Origin of the sequence: Acaricomes phytoseiuli DSM 14247, from assembly GCF_000376245.1 — a bacterium.
In the GTDB taxonomy this organism is placed as follows: Bacteria; Actinomycetota; Actinomycetes; order Actinomycetales; family Micrococcaceae; genus Renibacterium; species Renibacterium phytoseiuli.
This window is the reverse complement of record NZ_AQXM01000062.1, coordinates 24,245-48,498: the sequence shown is the minus strand read 5'-3', so window position 1 is coordinate 48,498 and position 24,254 is coordinate 24,245. Positions and strand designations below refer to the sequence as shown.

20 protein-coding genes, 1 tRNA gene and 1 other RNA gene are annotated in these 24,254 nt (G+C 63.5%); 11 read left to right on the top strand and 11 right to left on the bottom strand.

Annotated features, from left to right (window positions below; translation table 11 throughout):
• Positions 1 to 58 precede the first annotated feature (58 nt).
• From C501_RS0109455 to C501_RS0109440, 4 genes are all read left to right on the top strand, one after another.
• The gene (locus C501_RS0109455; RefSeq protein WP_026174793.1) at positions 59 to 1,345 is read left to right on the top strand and encodes an adenylosuccinate synthase; all 1,287 of its coding nucleotides are present in this window, start codon (positions 59 to 61) and stop codon (positions 1,343 to 1,345) included.
• Positions 1,346 to 1,457: 112 nt separating this feature from the next.
• A complete protein-coding gene (locus C501_RS0109450; RefSeq protein ID WP_018135381.1) occupies positions 1,458 to 2,276 on the top strand; it encodes a carbon-nitrogen hydrolase family protein in 819 nt (272 codons plus the stop codon).
• Positions 2,277 to 2,322: 46 nt separating this feature from the next.
• Positions 2,323 to 2,757: a CoA-binding protein gene (locus C501_RS0109445; protein ID WP_018135380.1), complete on the top strand. Its 435-nt coding sequence runs from the start codon at positions 2,323 to 2,325 to the stop codon at positions 2,755 to 2,757.
• Positions 2,758 to 2,765: 8 nt separating this feature from the next.
• Complete coding sequence (locus C501_RS0109440) at positions 2,766 to 3,176, top strand: MmcQ/YjbR family DNA-binding protein (RefSeq protein WP_018135379.1); 411 nt, start codon at positions 2,766 to 2,768, stop codon at positions 3,174 to 3,176.
• Here C501_RS0109440 and C501_RS13060 read toward each other — a convergent pair.
• Positions 3,169 to 4,203, bottom strand: a complete 1,035-nt coding sequence (locus tag C501_RS13060) for a mechanosensitive ion channel family protein (protein WP_018135378.1) — start codon at positions 4,201 to 4,203, stop codon at positions 3,169 to 3,171. The genes C501_RS0109440 and C501_RS13060 overlap by 8 nt on opposite strands.
• 81 nt (positions 4,204 to 4,284) lie before the next feature.
• On the opposite strand from C501_RS13060, the gene C501_RS13055 reads away from it, so the two are divergent.
• Positions 4,285 to 4,839, top strand: a complete 555-nt coding sequence (locus C501_RS13055; RefSeq protein WP_156807718.1) for a DUF1990 domain-containing protein — start codon at positions 4,285 to 4,287, stop codon at positions 4,837 to 4,839.
• A gap of 39 nt (positions 4,840 to 4,878) precedes the next feature.
• Here the strand turns inward: C501_RS13055 and purL are convergent, their stop codons facing one another.
• The 5 genes from purL to C501_RS0109395 form a co-directional block, all read right to left on the bottom strand.
• Complete coding sequence (gene purL, locus C501_RS13050; RefSeq protein ID WP_018135376.1) at positions 4,879 to 7,161, bottom strand: phosphoribosylformylglycinamidine synthase subunit PurL; 2,283 nt, start codon at positions 7,159 to 7,161, stop codon at positions 4,879 to 4,881.
• Positions 7,158 to 7,871, bottom strand: a complete 714-nt coding sequence (purQ, locus tag C501_RS0109420; protein WP_018135375.1) for a phosphoribosylformylglycinamidine synthase subunit PurQ — start codon at positions 7,869 to 7,871, stop codon at positions 7,158 to 7,160. The genes purL and purQ overlap by 4 nt, the downstream gene beginning before the upstream one ends.
• Positions 7,864 to 8,115: a phosphoribosylformylglycinamidine synthase subunit PurS gene (gene purS / locus C501_RS0109415; protein ID WP_018135374.1), complete on the bottom strand. Its 252-nt coding sequence runs from the start codon at positions 8,113 to 8,115 to the stop codon at positions 7,864 to 7,866. The genes purQ and purS overlap by 8 nt, the downstream gene beginning before the upstream one ends.
• 531 nt (positions 8,116 to 8,646) lie before the next feature.
• Complete coding sequence (locus C501_RS0109400; protein ID WP_018135371.1) at positions 8,647 to 9,579, bottom strand: hypothetical protein; 933 nt, start codon at positions 9,577 to 9,579, stop codon at positions 8,647 to 8,649.
• 77 nt (positions 9,580 to 9,656) lie between these two features.
• On the bottom strand, positions 9,657 to 11,345 hold the full coding sequence (locus C501_RS0109395; RefSeq protein ID WP_018135370.1) for a cation:proton antiporter: 1,689 nt from the start codon (positions 11,343 to 11,345) through the stop codon (positions 9,657 to 9,659).
• Positions 11,346 to 11,480: 135 nt separating this feature from the next.
• On the opposite strand from C501_RS0109395, the gene C501_RS0109390 reads away from it, so the two are divergent.
• On the top strand, positions 11,481 to 12,080 hold the full coding sequence (locus tag C501_RS0109390) for a GNAT family N-acetyltransferase (protein WP_245532460.1): 600 nt from the start codon (positions 11,481 to 11,483) through the stop codon (positions 12,078 to 12,080).
• Between the two features lie 12 nt (positions 12,081 to 12,092).
• On the opposite strand, the gene C501_RS0109385 is transcribed toward C501_RS0109390, so the two are convergent.
• On the bottom strand, positions 12,093 to 13,379 hold the full coding sequence (locus C501_RS0109385) for an aspartate kinase (protein ID WP_018135368.1): 1,287 nt from the start codon (positions 13,377 to 13,379) through the stop codon (positions 12,093 to 12,095).
• Positions 13,380 to 13,603: 224 nt separating this feature from the next.
• Between C501_RS0109385 and C501_RS0109380 the strand changes: the two genes are divergently transcribed.
• Genes C501_RS0109380 through C501_RS0109370 form a run of 3 tightly spaced genes read left to right on the top strand, consistent with a single transcriptional unit; the run spans position 13,604 to position 14,933 of the window.
• Positions 13,604 to 14,014, top strand: a complete 411-nt coding sequence (locus tag C501_RS0109380) for a VOC family protein (protein ID WP_026174789.1) — start codon at positions 13,604 to 13,606, stop codon at positions 14,012 to 14,014.
• Positions 14,015 to 14,028: 14 nt separating this feature from the next.
• Entirely contained in the window at positions 14,029 to 14,415 is a 387-nt protein-coding gene (locus tag C501_RS0109375) for a VOC family protein (protein WP_026174788.1), read from the top strand.
• A 44-nt stretch (positions 14,416 to 14,459) separates the two neighbouring features.
• Positions 14,460 to 14,933 (top strand): VOC family protein, encoded by a 474-nt coding sequence (locus C501_RS0109370; protein WP_051064520.1) that lies wholly within the window; start codon positions 14,460 to 14,462, stop codon positions 14,931 to 14,933.
• A 35-nt stretch (positions 14,934 to 14,968) separates the two neighbouring features.
• Here C501_RS0109370 and recR read toward each other — a convergent pair whose 3' ends face one another.
• The 4 genes from recR to ffs form a co-directional block, all read right to left on the bottom strand.
• A complete protein-coding gene (recR, locus tag C501_RS0109365) occupies positions 14,969 to 15,577 on the bottom strand; it encodes a recombination mediator RecR (protein ID WP_018135364.1) in 609 nt (202 codons plus the stop codon).
• Positions 15,578 to 15,608: 31 nt separating this feature from the next.
• Positions 15,609 to 18,164, bottom strand: a complete 2,556-nt coding sequence (locus tag C501_RS0109360) for a DNA polymerase III subunit gamma and tau (protein WP_018135363.1) — start codon at positions 18,162 to 18,164, stop codon at positions 15,609 to 15,611.
• A 37-nt stretch (positions 18,165 to 18,201) separates the two neighbouring features.
• Positions 18,202 to 19,098 carry a tRNA glutamyl-Q(34) synthetase GluQRS gene (gene gluQRS, locus C501_RS0109355; RefSeq protein ID WP_018135362.1) on the bottom strand — a complete coding sequence of 299 codons (897 nt, stop codon included), beginning with the start codon at positions 19,096 to 19,098 and terminating at the stop codon, positions 18,202 to 18,204.
• Between the two features lie 61 nt (positions 19,099 to 19,159).
• An RNA gene (gene ffs, locus C501_RS14030) (signal recognition particle sRNA small type) lies at positions 19,160 to 19,256 on the bottom strand.
• A gap of 268 nt (positions 19,257 to 19,524) precedes the next feature.
• Between ffs and C501_RS0109350 the strand changes: the two genes are divergently transcribed.
• Together C501_RS0109350 and C501_RS0109345 are read left to right on the top strand one after the other, a co-directional pair.
• Positions 19,525 to 19,612: transfer RNA gene (locus C501_RS0109350), tRNA-Ser, on the top strand.
• A 181-nt stretch (positions 19,613 to 19,793) separates the two neighbouring features.
• Positions 19,794 to 24,239: a type VII secretion EssC family protein gene (locus C501_RS0109345; protein ID WP_018135361.1), complete on the top strand. Its 4,446-nt coding sequence runs from the start codon at positions 19,794 to 19,796 to the stop codon at positions 24,237 to 24,239.
• Positions 24,240 to 24,254 lie beyond the last annotated feature (15 nt).

The window sequence follows — 24,254 nt, the reverse complement described above, 5'->3', positions numbered from 1 at the left end:
TTACTGAGTCATTAGCCTCGGATATTCCCACCGCGGTGCTCGCCCCAGGAGAGGTTCCATGCCAGCAATTGTGATTATCGGTGCCCAGTGGGGCGATGAAGGCAAGGGCAAGGCGACGGATCTGCTGGGTGGCAAAGTGGACTACGTGGTCAAGCCGAACGGCGGGAACAACGCCGGGCACACGGTAGTGGTCGGCGGCGAGAAGTACGAGCTCAAACTGCTGCCCGCAGGGATCCTGAGCGCCAATGCGGTGCCGGTGATTGGCAACGGCTGCGTGGTCAACCTGGAGGCCCTTTTCGAGGAGATCGACGGCCTCGAAGCCCGTGGTGCGGATACCTCCAAGCTGCGCGTATCGGCCAACGCCCACCTTGTGGCCCCGTATCACCAGGTTCTGGACAAGGTCACTGAGCGCTTCCTGGGCAAACGAGCTATCGGGACCACGGGCCGGGGCATCGGGCCGACGTATATGGACAAAGTAGCGCGGCTGGGCATCCGGGTCCAGGACGTCTTCGACGAATCCATCCTGCGGCAGAAGGTGGAGGGCTCGCTGCGGCAGAAGAACGAGCTTCTGGTCAAGGTTTACAACCGCCGAGATATCGAAGTGGAGGAAGTCGTTCAGTACTTCCTCGGCTTCGCGGAGCGCCTCAGGCCCCTGGTGATCGACTCGACCATCGAGCTCAACCGCGCGCTCGACGACGGTAAGGTCGTGCTCATGGAGGGCGGTCAGGCGACCTTTTTGGATGTCGACCACGGCACGTACCCGTTCGTGACGTCATCGAACCCCACGGCAGGCGGAGCGTCGGTGGGCTCCGGCATCGGCCCCACCCGGATCACTCGGGTCGTGGGCATCATCAAGGCTTACACCACCCGGGTGGGTGCCGGCCCGTTCCCCACTGAGCTCTTCGATGAGATGGGCGAGTACTTGCAGAAGACCGGTGGCGAGTACGGAGTGAACACCGGCAGGCCCCGCCGCTGCGGCTGGTACGACGCAGTGCTGGCCCGGCAGGCCGCCCGGATCAACGGATTCACCGACTACTTCTTGACCAAGCTCGATGTGCTCACCGGAATCGAGAAGATCCCGGTTTGTGTCGCCTACGATGTGGACGGCGTCCGGCACGATGAGATGCCGATGACCCAGACGGATTTCCACCATGCGAAGCCCGTTTTCGAGTATTTCGACGGCTGGACGGAAGACATCTCCGGGGCTAAGACCCTGGACGATCTGCCGGAGAACGCCCGGAACTATGTTCTCGCGCTGGAGAAGATGTCCGGGGCCAGGTTCTCCGCGATCGGAGTCGGCCCGGATCGGGATCAGACCATCGTGGTCAATGACCTCATCGACTGACTCTCCACGTGATAGCACGTTTAGCTCACTGAGCTGTTGCTTAAGCGGGTGAGAGAACTATTCTGTGCTTAGAGGCAGCTGCGCGGCTGCCGACAGGAGGAGCTGACAACCGATGGGGGTGGCCGGAATGAAGGTCAGCGTAGGGCAGTTCATGCCGAACGGGCAGATCGCGGACAACCTCGCCGCAATGGCCCGGTTGACCGCGGAGGCTGCGGGCTCCGGGAGCGAGCTGGTGCTCTTCCCGGAAGAAGCGATGTTCACAGTGGGCCAGGTGGAAGGGGACTTCCCTGCGGCCGTCGAAGCCGGTTGGAGCGATTTCGTGCGGCAGCTGACCATGCTCGCCGCTGAGCACGGGGTGGCCATCATCGCTGGGGGCTACGAACCGGGAACCGAGGGGCGGCCCTACAACACCCTGGTTGCCGTAGGGCACGACGGCACCATTCTGGGCACCTACCGCAAACTGCACCTCTACGATGCTTTCTCTTACCAGGAGTCGCGGCGCATCATGCCGGGGGACCGCGGCATCTCCCTGGTGCAGATCGGCGACCTCAAAGTGGGCATGATGACTTGCTACGATCTGCGCTTCCCAGAGCTTGCCCGGGCGCTGACGCTAACCGGCGCGGATCTGATCTGCGTACCCGCGGCCTGGTTCAAGGGCGAGCACAAGATCGATCACTGGGAGACCCTGCTCCGGGCCAGGGCGATAGAGAACACCTGCTGGATCGCGGCGGCGGGGTCGACTAGCTCGCACTGCATCGGCCATTCGGCCATCCTGGATCCGATGGGCGTCCCGGTGGTGTTCCTGGATGACGAACCAGAAGGCCTGGTGAGCACCGAGGTGACCGCCAAGCGGATCGCCGAGGTCCGCGAGTTCCTGCCGGTGCTGGCGAACCGTCGGATGATCGCCGAGCCGGAGGTCACAGCGAGCTGAGGGGCCTGGCTCAGGGCGGTCTTAGCTCGGGGCGTATGCTGAAACCATGACACAGCCTGAGCAGAACCCGTATCAAAACGAGGGCGTCATCCGCCGTCTGCTGACCACCCCTGCGCGGTGGGCTGTGGTCGGTCTCTCCACCAATATCGAGCGGCCGGCCTACGGGGTGGCTCGATTCCTGAAACAGGATCTGGGCCAGCAGATCGTGCCGGTGAACCCTCGCGGTGAGGACGTGCACGATGAAATCGGGTACGCCAAGCTGGCGGATATCCCCGGAAGCGTGGACGTTGTGGATTGTTTCGTGAACTCCCAGCGAGTGGGCGAGGTAGTCGATCAGGCGATCGAGATCGGTGCTAAGGCGGTTTGGCTGCAGCTCGGCGTCATCGATGAAGCGGCTGCGGAGCGCGCTGCGGCCGCGGGTCTGGATGTCGTGATGAACACCTGCCCCGCGATTGAAGCCGGCAAGCTCGGCGTGGGCTAACGTTCTGCATGGAGCTCGAGCAGCTGCGCGCCGTGTGCCTGGAGCTTCCCGGTGCTTTCGCGGACCACCCCTTCGGGCCGGAGACGACGGTTTTCAAGATCCAGTCACCGGTGGCCAGGAGCAGCGCGCCCGCCAAGATGTTCGCGCTGCTGTGGGAGAACCGCGAGGGCGTGACGGTCAACCTCAAATGCGAGCCCGCGCTCGCCGAGCAGCTCCGGGCGATACACCCGGAGATCACGCCGGGGTATCACATGAACAAGAACCACTGGAATACCGTGGACTGCGTGGGGCAGCTGCCCGAGGAGATCATCAAGGACCTCGTCGAGGACTCTTACGATCTAGTGGTCGCGACGCTGCCCAGGGCGCAGCGGGAAGCGCTCGGCTGGCAGGCCGTGGTGCAGCGCGGTACGGTCAGCTGACCGGCTCCCAGCGCTGCCGGGGCATCGCCGCGGGGTGCTGCTTCTGGATGAAGTCGATCAGCTGCTCCCGGACCAGGCAGCGCAGATCCCACAGCTCGCCGGAGTCACGGGCGCTCACCAGGGCACGCAACTGCACCATACCGCTGACCGCGTCAGTCACCACGAGGCTTCCGGTGCGGCCATCCCAGAGGTCTGTGCCTTTCAACACCTGCTGCAAGTGCTCACGGACCGGCTCGATCGGAACATTCCAGTCCACATCTAGGTACACCGCGCCCAGCAGCTGGGCGCCCTGGCGGGACCAGTTCTCGAAAGGCTGGCTCGTGAAGAACGTGGAGGGCAGGATGAGCCGGCGGTCATCGTAGAGCGTCACGACCACATAGGTCAGCGTGATCTCTTCCACCGCGCCCCACTCGCCGTTGACGACGACGACATCGTCAACCCTTACTGCATCGGTAAAGGCCAGTTGCAGTCCCGCGAAGACATTGCTCAGCGAGGACTGCACGGCCAGGCCGGCGACGATCGAGATCAGGCCGGCGGAGGCGAGCACGCCCGCGCCCAGCGCCCGGACTTGCGGAATCGTCAGCAGGATCGCGGCGACCGCCAGCGTGATGATGAGCGCGGTGACCACCCGGCGCAGCAGCGTGACCTGGGTGCGCAGCCGGGCGAGCCGCCGGGCGTCGTGGATCTTGCCCCGGTAGCGGTAGAGCACGCCCGCTTCGATGATGCTCAGGACCACGATGGCCATCCAGGTGATCGCGGCCACCAGGATCACGGGCATCAGGAAGTTCATCGCGCTGATCCACGGCGAATCGGGGAGCAGCACGTTCAGGGTTATTTGCGTGGCGACGCTCGCGAGGATGATGGTGAAGGGGATCTTCAGGGCTGCCGTCCGCTCGCGGAACCGGGGGACTTTGCGGAAGATCCGGCTCAGGATTCCTTGTAGCAGCCAGACCAGCAGGATGGCACCCAGGGCTGTGCCCAGGAGCACGGCTAGAGGCCAGACGATATCCCAGGGGGCTTCACTCATATCCCTACCGTTGCATGTTGGCGTGGGGAGTGTCATCTCCGCCGCTGAGAGGGTGCTGTGTTCCTGCGGTATATTGGCGGCATGAGTAGTGAATCTCACGCATCACGGCTGAGGTACTCTTCGCCCGGGCTCAGCAGAGAACTCCTGAGCAGAGAAATCCTGGCGCAGCGGGGGAGCGTGCCGGATGGCTACCGGCTTGCCGACCGGGAGGTGTTCCTGGGGGTGGGCCGTGGTCTCTTCGAGCGCGCGGGCGAAGGCGTGATGAACTGGCGGCTGCAGTCCGGCTCCGGGATGCGCGTTGACGCGGACGGCCCCGCGGAGCGCGGGCGCATCGTCCGGGGCAGGGTCGGCCTGGGCCCGGGGCTGCTGGGGCTCGATATCCCGTGCCAGGTGGTCTGGGCGGAGCGCAGTGAAAAGCTCATCGGCTTCGGCTACGGCACACTACCGGGCCATCCGGTGCACGGCGAAGAAGCCTTCGTCGTGGAGATCGACGATGAAGACCGGGTCACTTTGCGGATCTTGGCTTTCAGTACCCCGGCGTTCGGGATCCTGCGGGCCTTCCCGCCCGCTAGTCGGCTCATGCAGCGGATTGCCACCGAAGGCTATCTGCGGGCGGGGCGCAAGCTGCGCGGGTGAGCATGGGGGTGCTATCCCAAGTCCGGCACCCGTAGCACTTCACCCGAAGTACTTCGGCAAGGTCCCCTCATGCGTTTCGCGCAGCTCGGCCAGGGGCAAGGTGAACTCACCCTGAATCTCCAGCGCATCGGATTCGGCATCGACCACGCCGAGCCGCAGCCGCTCGAAGCCGCGTGCCTCGCACATATCGTTGAACCGCACTTCCTCGGAGCGCGGCACGGCGACGAGTGCCCGGCCCGGGGACTCGGAGAACAGCGCCTCGAACACGGTCACCCCGTCACGGTCGCAGAGTTCGGCGAGACCCACCCGGGCACCCACGCCGAAGCGCAAGCAGGATTCAGCCAGCGCCGCCGCGAGGCCGCCCTCGGAAAGATCATGCGCGGCATCGACCATGCCATCCCGCGAGCAGTTCACCAGGATCTCGGCCAGCTGCCGCTCCCGGTCCAGGTCCACCACGGGCGGCTTGCCGCCCAGATGTCCTTGCAGCTTCGCCCATTCGGAGCCGTCCAGCTCAGCACGGGTGGTCCCCAGCAGGTAGATCGCCTGGCCGTCCTCACGCCAGCCGGAAGGCGTCCGCCGGGCCACATCGTCGAAGACGCCCAGCACACCGACCACCGGGGTCGGATGAATCGCCACCCCGCCGGTCTGGTTGTACAGCGAGACGTTGCCGCCGGTCACCGGCACACCCAGCTGCTGGCAGGCATCGGCCAGGCCGCGCACGGACTCGGCGAACTGCCACATCACCTCCGGATCCTCCGGGGAACCGAAGTTCAGGCAGTCGGTCACCGCGAGCGGCTTCGCCCCGGCGGTAGCCACGTTCCGGTAGGCCTCGGCGAGAGCCAGCTGAGCACCCTGATACGGGTCCAGATAGCAGTACCTGCCATTGGCATCGGTCGCGAGGGCGACGCCCAGCCCGGTCTCCTCGTTGACCCGGATCACGCCGGCGTCATCGGGCATGGCCTGGGCGGTATTGCCCTGCACGTAGCGGTCGTACTGATCGGTGATCCAGGCGGTCGAGGCCAGGTTCGGCGAAGCCATGAGCTCCAGCATCGCGGCCTTCAGATCCGCCGGCGCAGCGCCATGCGCCGAATCCGCGAAATGATCGGCCTGGGTTGCATCCAGCCATCCCGGCCGGTGATACGGGCGCTCGTACACCGGGCCGTCGTGCGCCACGGTGCGCGGATCGACATCGACGATGGTCTCGCCATCCCAGTCGATGATGAGCCGCCCGCTGCCGGTGACTTCACCCAGCCAGGAGTACTCGACATCCCAGGCGTCCATCACGGCTTCGAAGGCGGCAACGTTCTCCGGGGTGACCACGGCCATCATGCGTTCCTGGGATTCGCTCATCAGGATCTCGCCGGGAGTCAGCGTCGGGTCGCGCAGCAGCACTTTGGTCAGCTCCACGTGCATCCCGCCCTCGCCGTTCGAGGCGAGCTCGGAGGTCGCGCAGGAGATCCCGGCCGCACCGAGATCCTGGATGCCCTCGACGAGCCCGGAGGCGAAGAGCTCCAGGCAGCATTCGATGAGCACCTTCTCCGCGAAGGAGTCGCCCACCTGCACGGCGGGGCGCTTCGCGGGCTTGCTGTCATCGAAGGACTCGGAGGCCAGCACCGAGGCGCCGCCGATGCCGTCGCCGCCGGTCCGCGCGCCGAAGAGCACCACTTTATTGCCCACGCCGGAGGCATTCGCCAGCCGGATGTCCTCATGCCGCAGCACGCCCACGGCCAGCGCGTTCACGAGCGGATTGCCCTGGTACACCGCATCGAAGACGGTTTCCCCCCCGATATTCGGCAAGCCCAGGGAGTTGCCGTAGCCGCCGATGCCGGAGACTATGCCGTGCACCAGCCGGGCGGTATCCGGATGGTCGATGGCGCCGAAGCGCAGTGGATCCATGACCGCGACCGGCCGGGCACCCATCGAGATGATGTCCCGGACGATGCCGCCGATGCCGGTCGCCGCACCCTGGTAGGGCTCGACGAAGGAGGGGTGGTTATGCGATTCGACTTTGAACGTCACCGCCCAGCCCTCGCCGATATCCACGACCCCGGCGTTCTCGCCGATGCCGACCAGAAGGTGCTCCTTCATCTGCTCGGTGACTTTCTCGCCGAACTGCCGCAGGTGCACCTTGGAGGACTTATACGAACAGTGCTCGGACCACATGACCGAATACATCGCCAGCTCGGCGGCAGTAGGGCGGCGGCCCAGGATCTCGACGATCCGATCGAACTCATCGGCCTTGAGCCCCAGCTCCGCCCAGGGCAGTTCGGTTCCCGGAGTCTGCTCGGCCTGAGTCACCGTGTCGATATTGAAAGCGGTCACGCTGCTGCTCCCCTGAGGATCGTGGTCAAGACCGAGCTGAAGAAGCCGAGGCCGTCGGTGCCGGTGTGATCCGGGCCGAAGCCGGCCTCCACCGCGTGCTCCGGATGCGGCATGAGCCCCACGACGTTCCCCGCGGCGTTGCTGATCCCGGCGATATCCCGGCGGGAGCCGTTGGGGTTGCCGCCCAGGTAACGGAACACTACGCGGCCCTCGGCCTCGAGCGCGTCGAAGGTCTTCGGATCCGCGATGTACTGGCCGTCCTGGTTCTTGAGCGGGATGATGATCTCCTGGCCGGGCTGGAAGTCCCGGGTCCAGGCGGTCTGCGTGTTCTCCACGCGCAGCAGCTGATCTCGGCAGAGGAACTTCAGGTGATCGTTCTTGATCATGGAGCCGGGCAGCAGATGGGATTCGGTGAGGATCTGGAAGCCGTTGCAGATGCCGAGCACCGGGAGCCTGGCCTCCGAATTCGCGGCGTCGATGACTTTGCTCATGAGCGGAGCGAAACGGGAGATCGCGCCCGCGCGCAGATAATCGCCGTAGGAGAAGCCGCCGGGGATCACCACGGCGTCCACGTCCTGCAGATCATCGTCGGCGTGCCAGAGCCGCACCGGCTCGGCGCCGGCGAGCCGCACCGCTCGGGCGGCGTCGCGGTCATCGAGCGTTCCGGGGAAGGTGATCACGCCCACCCGTGCCGCAACCGGCTCAGTCATCGATGACCTCGACATTGACCACGTCCTCGATCACCGGATTGGACAGGAGCGTCTGCGCGGCTTGCTTGGCCTGTTCGAGGATCTCCTCGGTCACCTCGGAATCGATGGTCAGCTCGAAGCGCTTGCCCTGACGTACTCCGCTGAAGCCGGTGAAGCCCAGCCGCGGCAGCGCGCCGGCAATGGCCTTGCCTTGCGGATCGAGGATTTCAGGTTTGGGCATCACGTCGATGACGATCCGGGGCATCCGGTAGCTCCTGATTCCAGAGATGTGCAGGGAATAAGGACGCGGAGCTTCCAGGAATGCCGTCTCACGCTGGTGGCCCCAGCGCTCCGCGTGCTTGCGCTTTTAGTCTAACCGGTTTTCCGGCTGTTTTTCGCGGAGCTCCCGCGGCCGCAGCGGAGCTTATTTACCGGAGATCAGGGGGGGTCAGGAGGGGGCTCAGACGCTCCCAATCCGCGATGCTGCAGCCGTTATCCCGCCGGAAATCTTTCTGCACCGGAACACCGGCCACGGTACCGGTCAGCTGCGCGGTCTCCGGCCCGCCGTGGGCTGCTCACCGGCGCAGCTGAGTGCTGCTTCAATCGGTTCGGCCCCGGGTTCACTGCGCACCGTGAGGGTTATCGAGGTATCCGTAGAGGATCCTGGCAGACTGGATGGGGGAGCGGACACCTCCCCGGGGCCGCTGCTCGAGCACGAGCTCAGACCGAGCCCTAGCAGCACGAAAGCCGTGAGAATCAGGGAACGCATCAAGCCGGGGCGCATCATCACCCCAGATTAGGGTTTTCTGTTCGCCGGGTGAACCCGTGGTTCCAGATCGTTCAGCAAACGTGACCGCAGTGCAGCGGCTTCCTGGGCGAAATCGCGTTGCCGGGTGACGTATTCTGCTTTGCCTTCCGCGGTCTCGATCCGGATGGGCGCATAGCCCCAGTCGGCGAGATCGTAAGGGGCGGCCTGCATATCCATGGTGCGGATCCGCCAGGAGAGCTCGAAGGCATCCATGAGCAATTCGCTGGGCAGCAGCGGCAGCAGCTTATAGGCCCATTTGTACAGATCCATATTGGCGTGCAGGCAGCCGGGCTGTTCCAGAATCCGCTGATTCTCCCGGCTCGGGGTCAGTTCATTGAGCGGTGCGGCCTGCGGGGTGTAGAACCGGAAAGCGTCGAAATGCGTGCAGCGGATCCGGTGGGATTCCACGACCTCATCGGTGCCGGCGGCGCCGAGCCGCAAGGGCAAGTACTCGTGCCGGATGCCGTTGTCTTCGCTGCGGTAGGCCATAGCCCATTCGTGCAGGCCGAAGCAGCCGAACTGGGCCGGGCGGGATGCGGTACCGGCCAGGATGATCGTGGCGAAGTCCACCGCGCTCTGCCGGGCGGCCAGGAAGTCCTCGGTGTCCACGGTGACGGCCGGTGTCATTGCATCCAGCTGGAGTACCGCCCGCTCGGCGTCTGTGAGGCCCCGGTAGAACCGCCATTGTTGCCGTTCCCGGGCCGCTTCCCCGAGCAGTACTACGCCGCTGCCTGGGTGCCAGCGCCGCAGCTGCGCCGGCTTGAGCGTGTAGTAGGTGAAGAGGAAATCCTCCACAGGGTGCTTCTCACCGCGGGAGCGACGCTCCAGATACGGTTTCGCGTAACGGTCCACACGGGTTTCATGCGCGTGCGCCAATGGCAGCCATTCGGCGGCCTGCAGCGGGGCGAGGGCGGTGCGCATCCTCTTATTTTCGCAGAAATCCCTTGTCAGCAGAGATCTCTTGTCAACAGAGCGCCCTGGTTCACAGCGGCCCCGGTTCAGGAGCTCCTGCGGGAATGCCAGCTCTTATCCAGCGCGAACTCCTCGGTGTCCAGTTCCAGGAGCACGGCCCGCATCACTTCGTCATCCAGATTGCCCTTGTCCCGCTCTTCGATGAGAACCTGGCGCCGGATCTCGTTCATCCTGCGCCGGATATCCAGCATGTGCCTACTCATCTCCGCAGATGGCAGGCCCGGCCCGCCGCCATGTTTACCCGGGCCGCGGGGTGCTTCGCGGTCTCCGGCCGCGGCCTCATCATCGTCCCGGATCACGGCCATCCTGGCCGCTGCCGTGCCTTTGACCCGCTCCATCATCCTCGCGGCCTTCTCCGGGCCGAGCTTCTCGCTGAGCTGCTGCCAAGCTGGCTGCATCTGCTCCATCGCCACCGTGAACGTACGGGAGATGAGCGCCTGCTCGGCCTGCTGGTCCCGTTCTTCCTGATCGGGGTCAGTGACTTCGAGCTTCCGGATGAGCCAGGGCAGGGTGAGGCTCTGCAGCAGAAGCGTGCCGATGGTGACCACGAAGGCGGTCAGGAAGATCAGATCCTTGCCTTCTAGCTGAGAGTTGGCCACCACCGATGCGGCGGCGGCGAGCGTTACCACTCCGCGCATCCCGGTCCAGGAGATGATGGTCAAATCGCGCCAGCTCATCTCCGGCTCAGGGCGGCCGCGGCGCTGCCGGAGCTGCTTCAACCAGGGGAGCTGCTGCAGGTAATAGGTGAAGAAGACATAGGCGGGGCGGATCAGGATGGTGACCGCGAGCAGGATCCCGGCGATGCCCAGGCTCGTGCCGAGGCCCCGCGGGCTATCGATGGTATCGAAGAGCACCTGCTTGAACTGCAGCCCGATGAGTGCGAAGACGAAAGCTTCCAGGAGCACGTCCAGAGAAGCCCAGATCGGCTGCTCCTGCAGCCGCATCGCGTAACTGCTCCGGGGCGCGTTATAGCCCAGGTAGAGCCCGGCGGCGACCACCGCGAGCACCCCGGAGCCCTGCAGCTGCTCCGCGAGCAGATACGCGCCGAAAGGCACCAGCAGCCCGATAACGGTCTCGATGAGCGGATCTTTGATCCGCATCCGGACCAACTGCACGATCACGGCGATCAGCAGACCCACACCCACGCCCACGACGATATTCAGCAGCAGCAAGCCGGCGCCCTCACCGAAACTGATCGCGGTGTGGGCGGTAGCGGCCCCCAGAAAGAGGGCGAACAGGGTCAGCGCCGCTGCATCGTTGATGAGGCTCTCGCCAGAGAGCACCGTCATCACCCGGCGCGGCAAGCCAAGATTCTTGCCGATCGCGGCTGCTGAGACAGCATCCGGGGGAGCGACGATCGCGCCGAGCAGCAGCGCGGCGGCAAGGGTGATATCCCCGACCAGCAGATTCGCGACGCCGCCGACAATCAGGGCGGTGATGACCACCAAGCCGATGCCGAGCCGGCGGATTTGCCGGAGCGAGGTCCGGAAGTCCTGGAAGGAAATATCGAGCGCCGCCGAATAGAGCAGCGGCGGCAGTACGATGGTCAAGATGAGCCCTGAGTCGATCTCGACGTTATCGACGAATAAGAACGAGGCCGCCATGGCCACGGCGGTCACCAGTAGCGGGGCGGGCCAACCGACCTTACGCGCGAAAGTCGTCACCGCAACGGCGGCGACGAGGATGATGAGCAGTTCCTCGAGGTTCATCGGCATGCTTTCTATCCGAGGGCAGTTGTGAAATCAGCTTAGTGCAATCGACTTTCTGTCCAGATCGACGCAAGAGCCGGTCACAGCTGGTAAATCAGGGCGTCACATAATTCACAGATCAGCATTGAGTAGGCTGAGCCGGTGATCAATCCAATGACTCTTTCCATTTCTGATGGAGTGGTGCTGCGGCTCATCGCTGAAGCCGACGCACAGTACGTAACGGATGCTTATATACGTAACCGGGAGCACCTCAGGCCGTGGTACCCGGTCCGCCCTGAAGGCTTCTACACGGTTGAGAGTCAGTCGAAAAGAATTTCCGGATTCCTCCAGAATTACGCTGCCGGGAGGTCGGCGTCTTTTGTTTTCGCGCAGGGAAGGCGGGTCGTCGGCTTATTGATTATCAGCGATATTGTCCGGGGTGCTTTCCGTAGTGCGAATTTGAGCTACTGGGTCGACCAGGAATATCAAGGCCGTGGATTGACCAGTGCCGCGGTGAGTGCCGCGAGCAAAGTGACCTTCGGCGATCCAGCCTCCGGAGGCTTGGGTTTGCACCGCCTGCAAGCCGCAACACTGGTGCACAATGCGGCCTCCCAAGCGGTAGTGATCCGTAACGGTTTCAAGCGTATCGGGGTAGCGCAGAAGTACCTTGAGATCTCCGGGCACTGGCAGGACCACGTACCGTTCCAGCTGCTGTCACCTGAAGGGGTGGCAGGAGAATCAGTGACAGATGCGGGATTCTGAAGGCCGTCGGTTTCAGCGGCCGGTACCGCCGTAAACCGTCGCCTCCTCGGTGCCGTCCAGATCGAAGGCCCGGTGCACCGCACGGACGGCGGTATCCAGGAGGTCGGCGCGGGTCACCACGGAGATGCGGATCTCCGAAGTGGAGATCAGGTCGATATTCACCCCGGCTTCGGAAAGCGCTTTGAAGAAGATGTAGGAGACCCCCGGGTGCGAACGCATTCCGGCACCGATCAAGGAGAGCTTGCCGATGTTCTCGTCGTAGAGGATGTCCTCGAAGCCTACTTGCTGCTGTGCGTTCTTGAGCGCCTGGCGGGCGTCGGCACCTTCGACCACAGGCAGGGTGAAGGAGATATCGGTTTTCCCGGTGCCCTGGGTGGAGATGTTCTGCACGATCATGTCGATATTCGAGTGGGCGGCGGCGATGATTCCGAAGATCTCCGCTGCTTTGCCCGGGATATCGGGTACTCCAATCACGGTAACTTTGCCTTCGGAACGGTCGTGGGCTACGCCGGAGATGATGGGCTGTTCCAAAGCGGCTCCTTCGCTGAGGGTGGTTTTATCGCCGGGCTGCGGGATCACCCAGGTTCCTTCGTGGTCGCTGAAAGAAGAGCGTACGTGGAGCGGCAGCCCGAAGCGGCGGGCGTATTCCACGCTGCGCAGGTGCAGGATCTTCGCTCCCGAGGCGGCGAGTTCCAGCATTTCCTCGCTCGAGATGCTGGAGATCTTCTTGGCGCTCGGCACCACCCTGGGGTCAGCGGTGTAAACTCCGTCGACATCCGTGTAGATCTCGCAGACATCGGCGTCCAGCGCGGCGGCGAGAGCTACCGCGGTGGTATCCGAGCCGCCGCGGCCCATCGTCGTGATCTCCTGATCATTGCGGCTCATGCCTTGGAATCCGGCGACGATGGCGACATGCCCTTTATCCAGGGAGGTGCGGACCCGGTGCGGGTCGACATCAATGATCCGGGCTCTGCCGTGGATGCCGTCGGTGATCATCCCGGCCTGGCTACCGGTGAAAGATTGGGCGACGACTCCGGTGGCGTTGATAGCCATGGCCAGCAGCGCCATGGAGATGCGCTCCCCGGCGGTCATCAGCATATCGAGCTCGCGTGCCGGGGGCTGTTCCGTCACCGCGGCGGCGAGATCCAGCAGCTCATCGGTGGTATCCCCCATGGCGGAGACTACGACGACCACGTCGTTCCCCGCCTTGCGGGTGGCGACCACTCGCTCTGCGACCCGCTTGATGCCAGCCGCGTCGGCTACCGAGGAACCGCCGTATTTTTGGACGATCAGCGCCATAGCAGAGGCTCCGGGAAACTGAAAGGCATGCGGATCAGTCTATCGACGGGCCCTGCTGATCATGAATCCGCCGCCGTCATAGAGCGTCGCGAAGCGGTAACGGGCAGCCTGCGGATGCGCATGAAGTCGATTTTCAGAGCAGCTGCCTAAGATGATGTCGGGGGATTCAGGTGGATCCCCTGACCACGATCCCGGGGCTTCGTCTCTGGGTGCAAGGAGGCATCATGACGATCAGGCTCAACCCGTATCTGCACTTCGACGGCACCGCCCGCGACGCGATGACTTTCTACCAGTCGATCTTCGGCGGCTCCTTGGAGATCAGGGTTTTCGCTGATCTGGAGTTGAATGAAACTCAGGAAGACGCGGATAAGGTCATGCACAGTCTGTTGGAAACTGAGAACGGTATGACCCTGATGGGCGGCGATGTGCCCAGCAGCGTGGAGGTATCCCCTAACGGCTCGATCACCCTCAGCGGTGTCGCTGCCGATGAAGAAAGGCTCCGCGGCTACTGGGAGAAGCTCAGCGAAGGTGGGATCCCTTTCGTTCCCTTGAGCCAGGCGCCTTGGGGTGACAGCTTCGGCATGTGCCGAGACAGATTCGGTGTGAGCTGGATGGTCAATATCGCTGGCGCCTGAGTTCGGGGTTTGTGATGGCGGGGCTGCATCACCTTGAGATCTGGGTGGCTGATCTGGATCAGGCGTGCTCGGAATGGGGCTGGTTACTGGGACAAACAGGTTTCGTTCTGACTCAGGAATGGCCCGAAGGTCAGAGCTGGAGCGCCGATGGTGTCTATATCACGCTGACCACACCACCTCGGGTGACTATCACCGGCCATGACCGGCGCCTTCCCGGGGTCAATCATCTGGCTTTCCGGGCAGGGCCGCCAGCTGCTCTGGACACGATCATGGCTGAAGCCCCCGGGCACGGCTGGCATCCGCTATATCACGAGCGCTACCCCTTCGCCGGTGGTCCCGGGCACTACGCCGGCTGGCTGGAGAACAGTGCTGGTTTCAAAGCCGAACTCGTAGCAGACTGAAAGCTAAAGAAGCAGTCACCGCAGATCGAGCGAAGGAGTTCGCAATGGCAGCATTGATCCCTTGTTTCATGGTGGCGACTCAAGCCGAGGAGCTAGCGGAGTATTCCTGCTCTGTGTTTCCGAATTCTGGTATCTCGCGCATCAGTCGCCACCCGGAGGGCAGTGACCAGGCGGGTCAGGTGCTGACCGTCGAATTCCAGCTCTCCGGTAAGCCGTTCACCGCGCTTAACGGCATGGACGCTGGGTTCAGCATGGGGCTGACCTTCTACATCACCTGCCAGGACCAAGCTGAAGTGGACCACTACTGGGAGGCTTTTCTCGACGGTGGCGAAGAAGGCCAGTGCGGGTGGATCAAGGATCGATTCGGAGTCTGGTGGCAGGTTGCGCCGGCGCGGATGGCCGAATTCTTCAGCTCTGAAGATCGGGCCGCTGCCGGGCGCGCGATGGCGGCTATGATGACAATGCGCAAGATCGATCTGGCGATTATTGAGGCGGCCTTCGCTGATGAAGAGCAGTAATATCTAGTGTGAACTGTCAGGCTCCGGTCGGCTGATCATTTATCGGAGCTGAGCGCATTACGCCGGCCTTCAAAGGCACGGCCGAGGGTGATCTCGTCGGCGTACTCCAGATCCCCGCCCACGGGCAGGCCGGAAGCCAGGCGGGTCACGGCCACACCGATGGACTGCAGGATCCGGGCCAGGTAGGTGGCAGTGGCCTCGCCTTCCAGGTTCGGGTCCGTGGCGATGATGATTTCCTCGATCTGGCTATCGCTGAGGCGGTTGAGAAGTTCTCGGATTCGCAACTGCTCCGGTCCGACTCCCGCGATCGGGTTAATGGAGCCGCCGAGCACGTGATAGCGGCCCCGGAAGCTGCGCGTGCGTTCCACTGCGAGAACGTCTTTTGATTCTTCGACGACGCAGATGAGGCTCTGATCCCGGCGCGGATCCCGGCAGATACTGCAGGTCTCTTCTTCGGCGACATTTCCGCAGATCGTGCAGAATTTCACTCGTTCCTTGACCGTGGTGATCGCGCTGATGAGGCGTTTCATATCGCCAGGGTCTGAATCCAGGATGTGGAATGCCAGTCGCTGCGCCGATTTGGGCCCGATGCCGGGGAGTCGGCCCAGCTCGTCGATCAGTTCCTGGACTGCACCTTCGTACACGTTGTTCTTCTTCCTCGCCCGCGAATCGGTGTCAGAGTTCTCGCGCTACGGGCCGCTCTTCGAGCAGCTTGCCGCCGAGAATGCGTTCCACCGCTGCCCGGCCCATCAGCCGGGATTCCTCAATCGTCTCATCATCAGCGCTGGGAATATCTTCGATGATCGTCTCGGCTTCGCCGGCACTCCGGGAGTCTTCAGTTTCCTGCTTCTGCTGGAAGGCGAGATCGGCTTCGTGCCGGAGCTGATCATAACGGCGCGTGGCTTGCTGCGGGGAGAGCTCGGCGTCGCTTTCCGAGTCAGGAGCAGAGGCAGGTGTGGGCCGTTTTGCCGGTTCTGTTGCAGGTGCAGGTTCCGCCGCCGGAGCTGCTTCTGCTGGTGCCGGTGAGCTCCAGATGCGCTCACCGGGCGATAAGGGAAGATCGTCTTCTGCTGCGCTCCCGGGACTCATGTTGTTTTCACCCCGAGTGTCATCCGGTGTGTCACTGTTTGGTGCTTCTGGAGTGGCAGTAGATTCGGGGGCAGGAGTCCGCTCGGGCGCAGACGCGGGCTTATCTGATGCCTGGGCGGTACTGGGAGCAGGGGCTTGGCCGGTTGTCTCGACAGGACTCTGTCGTCCGGGAATCTGCACGATCTCGGGCCAGTCAGTACTGCTATCCGACGCTGCTGAGCTCTCTGATTCGATGACGACTGAGCCGGCACCAGTTGATTCGACGATGCTCTCCGGGTATTCCGGATACTCTTGATATTCCGGTTCTGCAGGTTCCTGCTGCGTCTGAGCAGGTTCCCTGATCGGTTCAGCGGGGGCTTTTGGGTCCGGGGAGTCGCCTCCCGCGGTGCCTACTCCGGCGGAGATTCGGCAGTCCAGGCCCAGGGTGGAGGAAATCGCTTGGCGCAGATTCTCCGCGTGCTCTCCCGAGTTGAAACGCCCCGCGAGTCCCTCAGTGGAGAAGCCGATGCGCAGCGTCTGGTCGTCATAACTGAGCGGGGTCGCATCCTGGGAGACCAGCGCCCAGCTGGAACGCTTGACCTTGCTGAGCGCATCGAGGATATCGGGCCAGGCCCGGCGCAGCATATCGATGCCCTCACCGGCAGGGGCCGCCGCCCCGGATGAGGCCGGTTCAGCCGACTGGACTTCGGTGCGCGCCGTAGGAGCTTCTGGAGTGGAAGGATTCGTGGACTGTGGTGCCGCCGTGGCCCAGGGGTCATCGTGGAAATCTTCCGGTTCCGGTGCTCGCGGCGGGGCAGCAGTCGGGGCTGGTTCCGCATCCGCACGGGGCTGAGTCATCCGGGGATCTTGCTCCGGTACTGGTTCAGGCGTTGTCGCAGGTGCTTGCGGAGCAGCGGGTGCGGGTGCGGCAGTTGCAGTTTGTGTCGCCGGTACGCTCGGGGCTGGCTGCGAACTCTGTGCCGGGGAGGAGCTTTCCGCCGCGTAGCTCAAACGCCGTTCGATCCGGTCGAGACGGCTGGCCATACCGCGTTCGCCCTGTTCCGCCCCGGGAAGAAGCAGTCGGGCGCAGAGCAGTTCGAGGTGCAGCCGGGGGGAGGTCGCCCCGGTCATCTCATTGAGTGCTTCATTGCTGATATCCGCAGCTCGCGAAAGCTCGGCCCGGCCCAGCTGGGTCGCCTGGGTCTCCATCCGGGCGATCTGATCCTCTGGCATTCCGCGCAGCACCGACTGCGCATTGCCCGGCAAGGCCTGGACGATGATCAAATCGCGGAACCGCTCAAGCAGATCCTCGACGAAGCGCCGCGGGTCGAGCCCCGTCTGGATCACCCGGTCGATCGTGCGGAAGACGGTTTTGGCATCGGTCGCGGCCAGTGCATCGACGACATCATCGAGCAGGGAAGCGTGGGTGTAACCCAGCAGAGACACCGCCAGCTCGTAATCCAAGCCGTTCTGACCGGCCCCGGCGATGAGCTGATCTAGCACGGAGAGCGTGTCCCGGACGGAACCTCCGCCGGCGCGGAGCACCAGGGAGAGCACACCCGGTGCCACTGCTACGCCCTCGCGTTCGCACAAGATGTTCAGGTAGGCCATGAGCGGCTCAGGGGGCACCAGCCGGAAAGGGTAGTGGTGTGTGCGCGAGCGGATCGTGCCGATGACTTTGTCCGGCTCGGTGGTCGCGAAGATGAACTTGATGTGCTCCGGCGGCTCTTCGACGATCTTCAGCAGGGCGTTGAAGCCCGCGCTGGTTACCATATGGGCCTCATCGATGATGAAGATCTTGTAGCGGTCCCGGACGGGGGCGAAGCTCGCACGTTCCCGAAGATCCCTCGCATCATCGACGCCACCATGACTGGCCGCGTCGATTTCGATCACATCCAGGCTGCCCGGCCCTCCGGTGGCCAGCTCCACACAGCTTTCGCATTGCCCGCAGGGCGTGCTCGTGGGCCCCTGCGCGCAGTTGAGGCAGCGGGCCAGGATCCGTGCGGAAGTGGTCTTACCGCAGCCGCGCGGGCCGGAGAAAAGATAGGCGTGATTGACCCGGTTCTTCTGTAGCGCCGTCATAAGCGGCTCGGTGACGTGTTCCTGCCCGATCACGTCCGCGAAACTGTCGGGGCGGTAGCGGCGATAAAGGGCTGTAGTCACATGCGAAATTCTAGTGGGTGCCAGGGACAGAATCATCTCAGAGCTCAGCCTGAGCCATCGGCTGGGCCGGGACGATCCAGGCTTCCCGCAGCAATTGGGTTGGTTCGAACTTGGTGAGAGCCTGCGCGAGAGACCCCTCCGGCAGGCCCAGAGAGGCCAGGAGCACGGCGCGCACCTGCTCTGGTGAGAACCCGGCCGCGGCTGAATCAGCCAGGGTGACCGCGCCGTCTCTTTTGGCCAGGCGCTGCCGGTTCTGATTGAGCGCCAAGGGCACATGGGCGTACCGGGGCGCGGGATAGCCGAGCAAGGAGCCGAGGTAAGCCTGGCGCGGTGCGGAGGAGAGCAGGTCATCGCCGCGCACCACCTGGTCGATTCCCTGGAGATGGTCATCGACCACAACCGCGAGGTTATAGGCCGCCGCTCCGTCATTGCGTCGGATCACGAAATCATCGACGGTTCCCCGGTACTCACCCTGCAGCTCATCGAACACCGCATGATGCGCCGTGCTGGCCCGTAACCGCAGGGCTGCGGGCCGCTCCTGCCGAAGTCGTGCCCGTTGCGCCTCGCTCAAGTCGCGGCAGGTTCCGGGGTACTGCCCGGGGAGTCCGTGCGGTGCTGCCGCGGCTTCGGCGATATCGCGCCTGGTGCAGAAGCATTCGTAACTCAGCCCGGCCTCGATCAGCTGCTGCAGGGCTTGCTCGTAATAGTGCATGCGCTCTGACTGACGCGTTACCGGGCCGTCCCAGTCAAGGCCGATGGCTTCGAGGTCCCGGAGCTGGCTGGCCTCGGAGCCGGAGCGAACCCGGTCAAGGTCCTCGATCCGCAGCAGGAAATTCCGGCCTGTGGAGCGGGCGAAGAGCCAGGCGAGAATCGCGGTGCGCAGATTCCCCAGGTGCAGATCACCGCTGGGCGAAGGGGCGAACCGTCCGGCCATGTGGATGCTCTCCAAGAACAGAAAAGAACAGAAAAGGAAGTGTCAGGAACTACGTCGGCAACTAAAGGACCCCTCGTGCACCCGTCAGAGCCCGCTTACCCTTGCTACCTTCCGGTCCTGGGGGAGTTCAACAGGATAACGCCACACGAGGGGCTGAGTTTTATTTTAGCTCAGAGACTCCTGAGACGCATACCGGGCCCGGGAGTCTCCGTCATGGATGAACTGTTCTGGGCACCTGTCTACAGGAGCTCCCGCGCAGCCGGGAGATCGAACAAACACCCGGTGGCGCGGAAGAGTGAATAAACCCTGCGTCACCGGGCCTGCTTCACCAGCCCTCTTCAGTGGATTCCACGAGGATTTCGGTCCCTCGGGAGCCTCAGGTATCCTGAAGTCTGCTTTGGTTCCGTTCAGCGGGGCCGAAAGCTAGGAGGATTCGCCTAGCGGCCTATGGCGCACGCCTGGAACGCGTGTTGGGTTAACGCCCTCGGGGGTTCAAATCCCCCATCCTCCGCCAGAGATATGTGCACTGAGCCCGGTCCGGATGAAAATCCGGGCCGGGCTCACTGGTTTTACGGCGTTCATGGCGGTCACTAGAGTGTTCAAGTAATAAAGTCCTCAAATTTTTTGTTTCCCCGACTCAATTCATCCAATGAATTGTTAGAATAGGGGTGCTATCCGATAGAGACGGGGACGAAATGCGAACTCAGATCACGGTGACGGACTCCGCTGAGCAGACGGCGTGCGATGTGGTTGTCGAGGCTCCTCCCGAAACGCCGATGCCTTCGGTGCTGGCTTCTATTTCCGCCGGAACCGGGATCCCGATGCCAGAGGCTTCGCCGCCTGGGAACGGCTCCGAGGGCCATGGAACCTGGAGCGAATCCGGTATCCGAGATGGCAGCGTGCTGCGGCTGGATGCTCTGGCGGAAAACAGTCCCCCCGATTCGTCGGCACCTTCGGAACCCGATCCGGATCAGGTTCAGATCCGGGTCGTCGGAGGGTTCGGCACGGGAAAGATCTTTGTGGTGTCCCAGGGCAAAGCCTCCATCGGCTCCGACGCGCAATGCATTATCCAGGTGAACGATGACGGAATACCCTTGGTCGCTGCCGTCATCGACATCACGGCTGAGGCCCAGGACGCCAAGGTCACTGGGCAGAGCGACAAAGACAAAACAGTCCAGGTGGAAAGGGCTCATGAAGGAGTGCTGCTCACCTTGGACGGGGAACCGGTCAAGGGCAGGATCACGTGGAAGCCGGGCGGAGTGCTCCGAGTCGGTAACACCTTGTACGAGCTGACTACCGGACCCATGCCGAAAGCCGCACTCAAGGATTCGGATGAATCCGGGAAGCTCGATTTCAACCGACCGCCCCGGTTTTTCCCCCCGCCGCGGCAGACTAAATTCAAGCTGCCCTCGATCCCTACGGAGGAACAGCAGCGCTCACTGCCGATCGCGATGATGCTGGCTCCCCTGGTGCTTTCCGGCGGCATCGCGATCCTCATGCAGCGCCCCGCATTCTTGCTTTTCGGGTTGTTGTCACCGGTCATGCTGCTCGCGAATTACTATTCTTCGAAGAAGTCGGGAAAGTTGGGCTTCCGGGAGCGGATGCGGATCTACCGCACCGATAAAAAAGGTATCGAAGGCGATGCCAAAGACGTACTGACCGCCTTCGAACAGGAGCAGCGTTTACTCAGTCCGGATCCCGCCACCGTGGCGATGATCGCCACGACGCCTTCGCCCCGGCTCTGGGAACGACGCAGGACGGATCCGGATCATCTGGCTATTCGTCTCGGCGTGAGCTCGGCTCCGTCCGATGTCGTACTGGAGGATCCCGAGCAGCTCGAGCATAAGCGCCAGGTGACCTGGGATGCGCACGATATCCCGGTCGTCGTCCCGCTGGCGCAGCGCGGAGTGATCGGACTCTGCGGCCCGGATGGCCAGGTCCGCAACCTGGCGGGATGGATCGTGGCGCAGCTCGGTGTCAGGCAGAGCCCGCGGGACATCCAGATTTATCTCTTCACAAGTGCCGACGCCCGGGCGGAATGGGAATGGGTGCGCTGGTTGCCGCACACCCGGCCGGATTCCGCTCGAAAAGCAATAAGCCTCGTCGGTACGGATTCCACCAGCGTCGGTCAGCGGGTCAGCGAGCTCTCCCAGATCATTGCGGAGCGAATGCGATTGCGGGGCAATAGCAGTAGCACTGCGGAGTTCGCGGAGCCGGATATCGTGGTGGTGCTCGATGGCGCCCGGAAGCTCAGGGCGTGGCCCGGTATTGCCCAGCTGCTGATCGACGGGCCTGCGGTAGGGGTCTACGCTGTCTGCCTCGACGCGGAGGAGCGGCTGCTTCCGGAAGAGTACAATGCGGTCTTCGCCCCGGGCAGTGCTGGGCTCTGGGCGCTCCGGCAACAGCGTGAGCACGATATCGACGAAGTTCTGCCCGATCAGGTGCCCGCATCCTGGTTCGAGTGGGTGGCCAGGGCGCTCGCTCCTATCCGGGATGCCGGGGACGATGCGGATGCGGTCCTGCCCGCCTCGGCTCGCCTTCTTGAGGTGACAGAGATGGAACCGCCCAGCGCAGAGGCCGTCAAATTGGGTTGGGCGCGATCCGGGCGCAGCACCGAGGCGATCATCGGGGTCAATCTCGATGGCCCCTTCGCTATCGATATCTGTCGAGACGGTCCGCACGCTCTGGTCGGCGGCACTACCGGTTCCGGTAAGTCCGAATTGCTGCAGACTTTGGTGGCATCACTGGCACGGGTGAATCGGCCGGATGCCCTGACTTTCGTTCTGGTCGACTACAAGGGAGCGGCGGCGTTCAAAGACTGCGTAGATCTGCCGCATACCGTGGGCATGGTCACGGATCTGGACACGCACCTGGTGGAGCGAGCGATGGACTCGCTCTCCGCGGAACTCCGCCGCCGCGAGCATCTGCTGGCCGATGCTGGCGCCAAAGATATCGAGGATTACACCATCCTGGCCGATCGGGACAGCAGTATCCCGGCGATGCCCCGGCTGATGATCGTCATCGATGAGTTCGCAGCGATGAAGGCCGAGCTGCCGGACTTCGTGACGGGAATCGTCAATATCGCCCAGCGCGGAAGATCCCTGGGGATTCACCTAGTCCTGGCTACCCAACGGCCCAGCGGCGTGATCTCAGCGGATATCCGGGCGAACACGAATCTGCGAATCGCGCTGCGCGTCAACGACCCCGCGGATAGCCAGGACATCTTGGCCGCTGCTGACGCATCGAAGATCTCGCAGGATTACCCCGGCCGGGGGTATGTGCGCTCCGGAACGGCGGCGCTGATGCCCTTTCAAGCGGCCAGAGTCGGCGGCCGCCGGCCGGGTGCGCGGTCAGCGGAACTGCCCGACCCCAAGGTGATCCCGGTTCCCTGGGCTGCGCTCGGCGCCCCCATCGAGGTCGGATCGGAGCAGAGCCAGGGGCAAGAGGAGGAGGTCACCGATCTTGTTGTGCTGGTCCGCAGTATCCGGGAAGCCGCAGAGCAGCTGAATCTGCCTGTGCAGCACAGCCCGTGGTTGCCGGCGCTACCACTGAGTCTGACCCTGAACGACCTTCCGGGTTCCAGCAGCGAAACTACCGGTTCGCAGGAGTGGGCCTCGAGCAGCGCCATCCCTCCGATTCCCTTCGGTCTGGAAGATCTGCCCAAGAACCAGGAGCAGCGCGCCAAATCAATTGATATGCAGTCCTTCAGCCACCTCTACATCTGCGGCTCGGCGCGAAGCGGGAGATCTCAGACGTTGCGCACCATCGCGGGGTCCATCGCTCGTTCCGTCTCGGTCAATGATGTCCATATCTACGGCTTGGACTTCGGCAATGGGGCGCTGCTGCCGATCGAGAAACTGCCGCACTGCGGTGCGGTGGTCACCCGGCTGCAAGCTGATCGAGTGGACCGGCTGCTCACCAGGATCACCACCGAGCTGCACCGGTGGCAGCAGATCCTGGCGGTTTCCGGCTACGCCAATATCACTGAGCAGCGCCAGTTCGCCGATGAAGCAAGCCGGCTTCCCCACCTGGTGGTGCTCTTCGATCAGTGGGAAGGGTTTCTGAGCTCACTAGGCGAAGCCGGTAGCGGCCCCTTGGCCGAAAAGGTCATGAACCTGCTGCGCGAGGGCGCCCCCGCTGGTATTCATTTCATCATCGCGGGGGATAAGCAGCTGCTGAATTCGCGCATGTCCTCGCTCGTCGAAGACAAGCTCATTCTGCGCTTCTCCGACCGGAACGATTACAGCATGGCCGGTTTGCAGCCGCGATCAATGCCCGATGCCATCCCCGACGGGCGGGCTTTCGCCGCTGATCGCGGTATCGAGACCCAGATCGCCCTGCTGGATCAGGACCCCAGCGGCCAGGCTCAGGCGGAGGCGCTCAAGACCATTGCCGAAGACGTCCGGGCGACCCTGGCCGTCACCCCCGCGGTGCACCGTCCCTTCACGCTGGGGGCGTTGCCCACTTCCCTCAGTTTCGAGGAGGCCTGGTCTGAACGGGAAAGCACTGATTCCCGGCTCTGGGCGCTGCTCGGAGTGGGCGGGGATGAGCTGACCGCGCTGGGGGCGAGTCTTGGCGATGGCACGCCCAGCTTCTTGATCGCGGGGCCGCCGCGAAGCGGGAAGAGCACTATGGTGCGGGCGATGGCTGAGTCTTTGCTGCGCCAGGCAGTAGAGCTGGTAATACTGGCGCCACGGAGATCTCCTGTGAGCGGGCTGGCGGGCCGGGCCGGAGTGAAGGCGGTGCTCAATGCTGCTGAGCTATCAGCAGAGCGCCTTGAGCAGCACCTCCCGGCGGGAACCGGGAATACGGTCCTGGTGATTGACGATGCTGAATTGATCCAGGATGACAGGGTTCGGGGCTGGTTCAAGGAGTATCTGCGTACTTGTTCCAATGCAGGGTCCGGGCTGATAGCCGCGGCGAATATCGATGATTTCGGTCGCAGTATTTTCAGCGGCTGGGAAGTCGACCTCAAGAACAACCGGAACGGGGCGCTTCTTGCGCCTTCATCGATGATGCACGGTGCGATGATCGGTGCCTCGCTGACGAAGAACACCCTCGCCCAGGTCTCCACCGCAGGGCGGGCTCTGGTCCGCCTTGACGACGGGGAGCTCCATCTGGTGCAAGTACCCTTCGGCTGAGTCTTCACGCGAGGG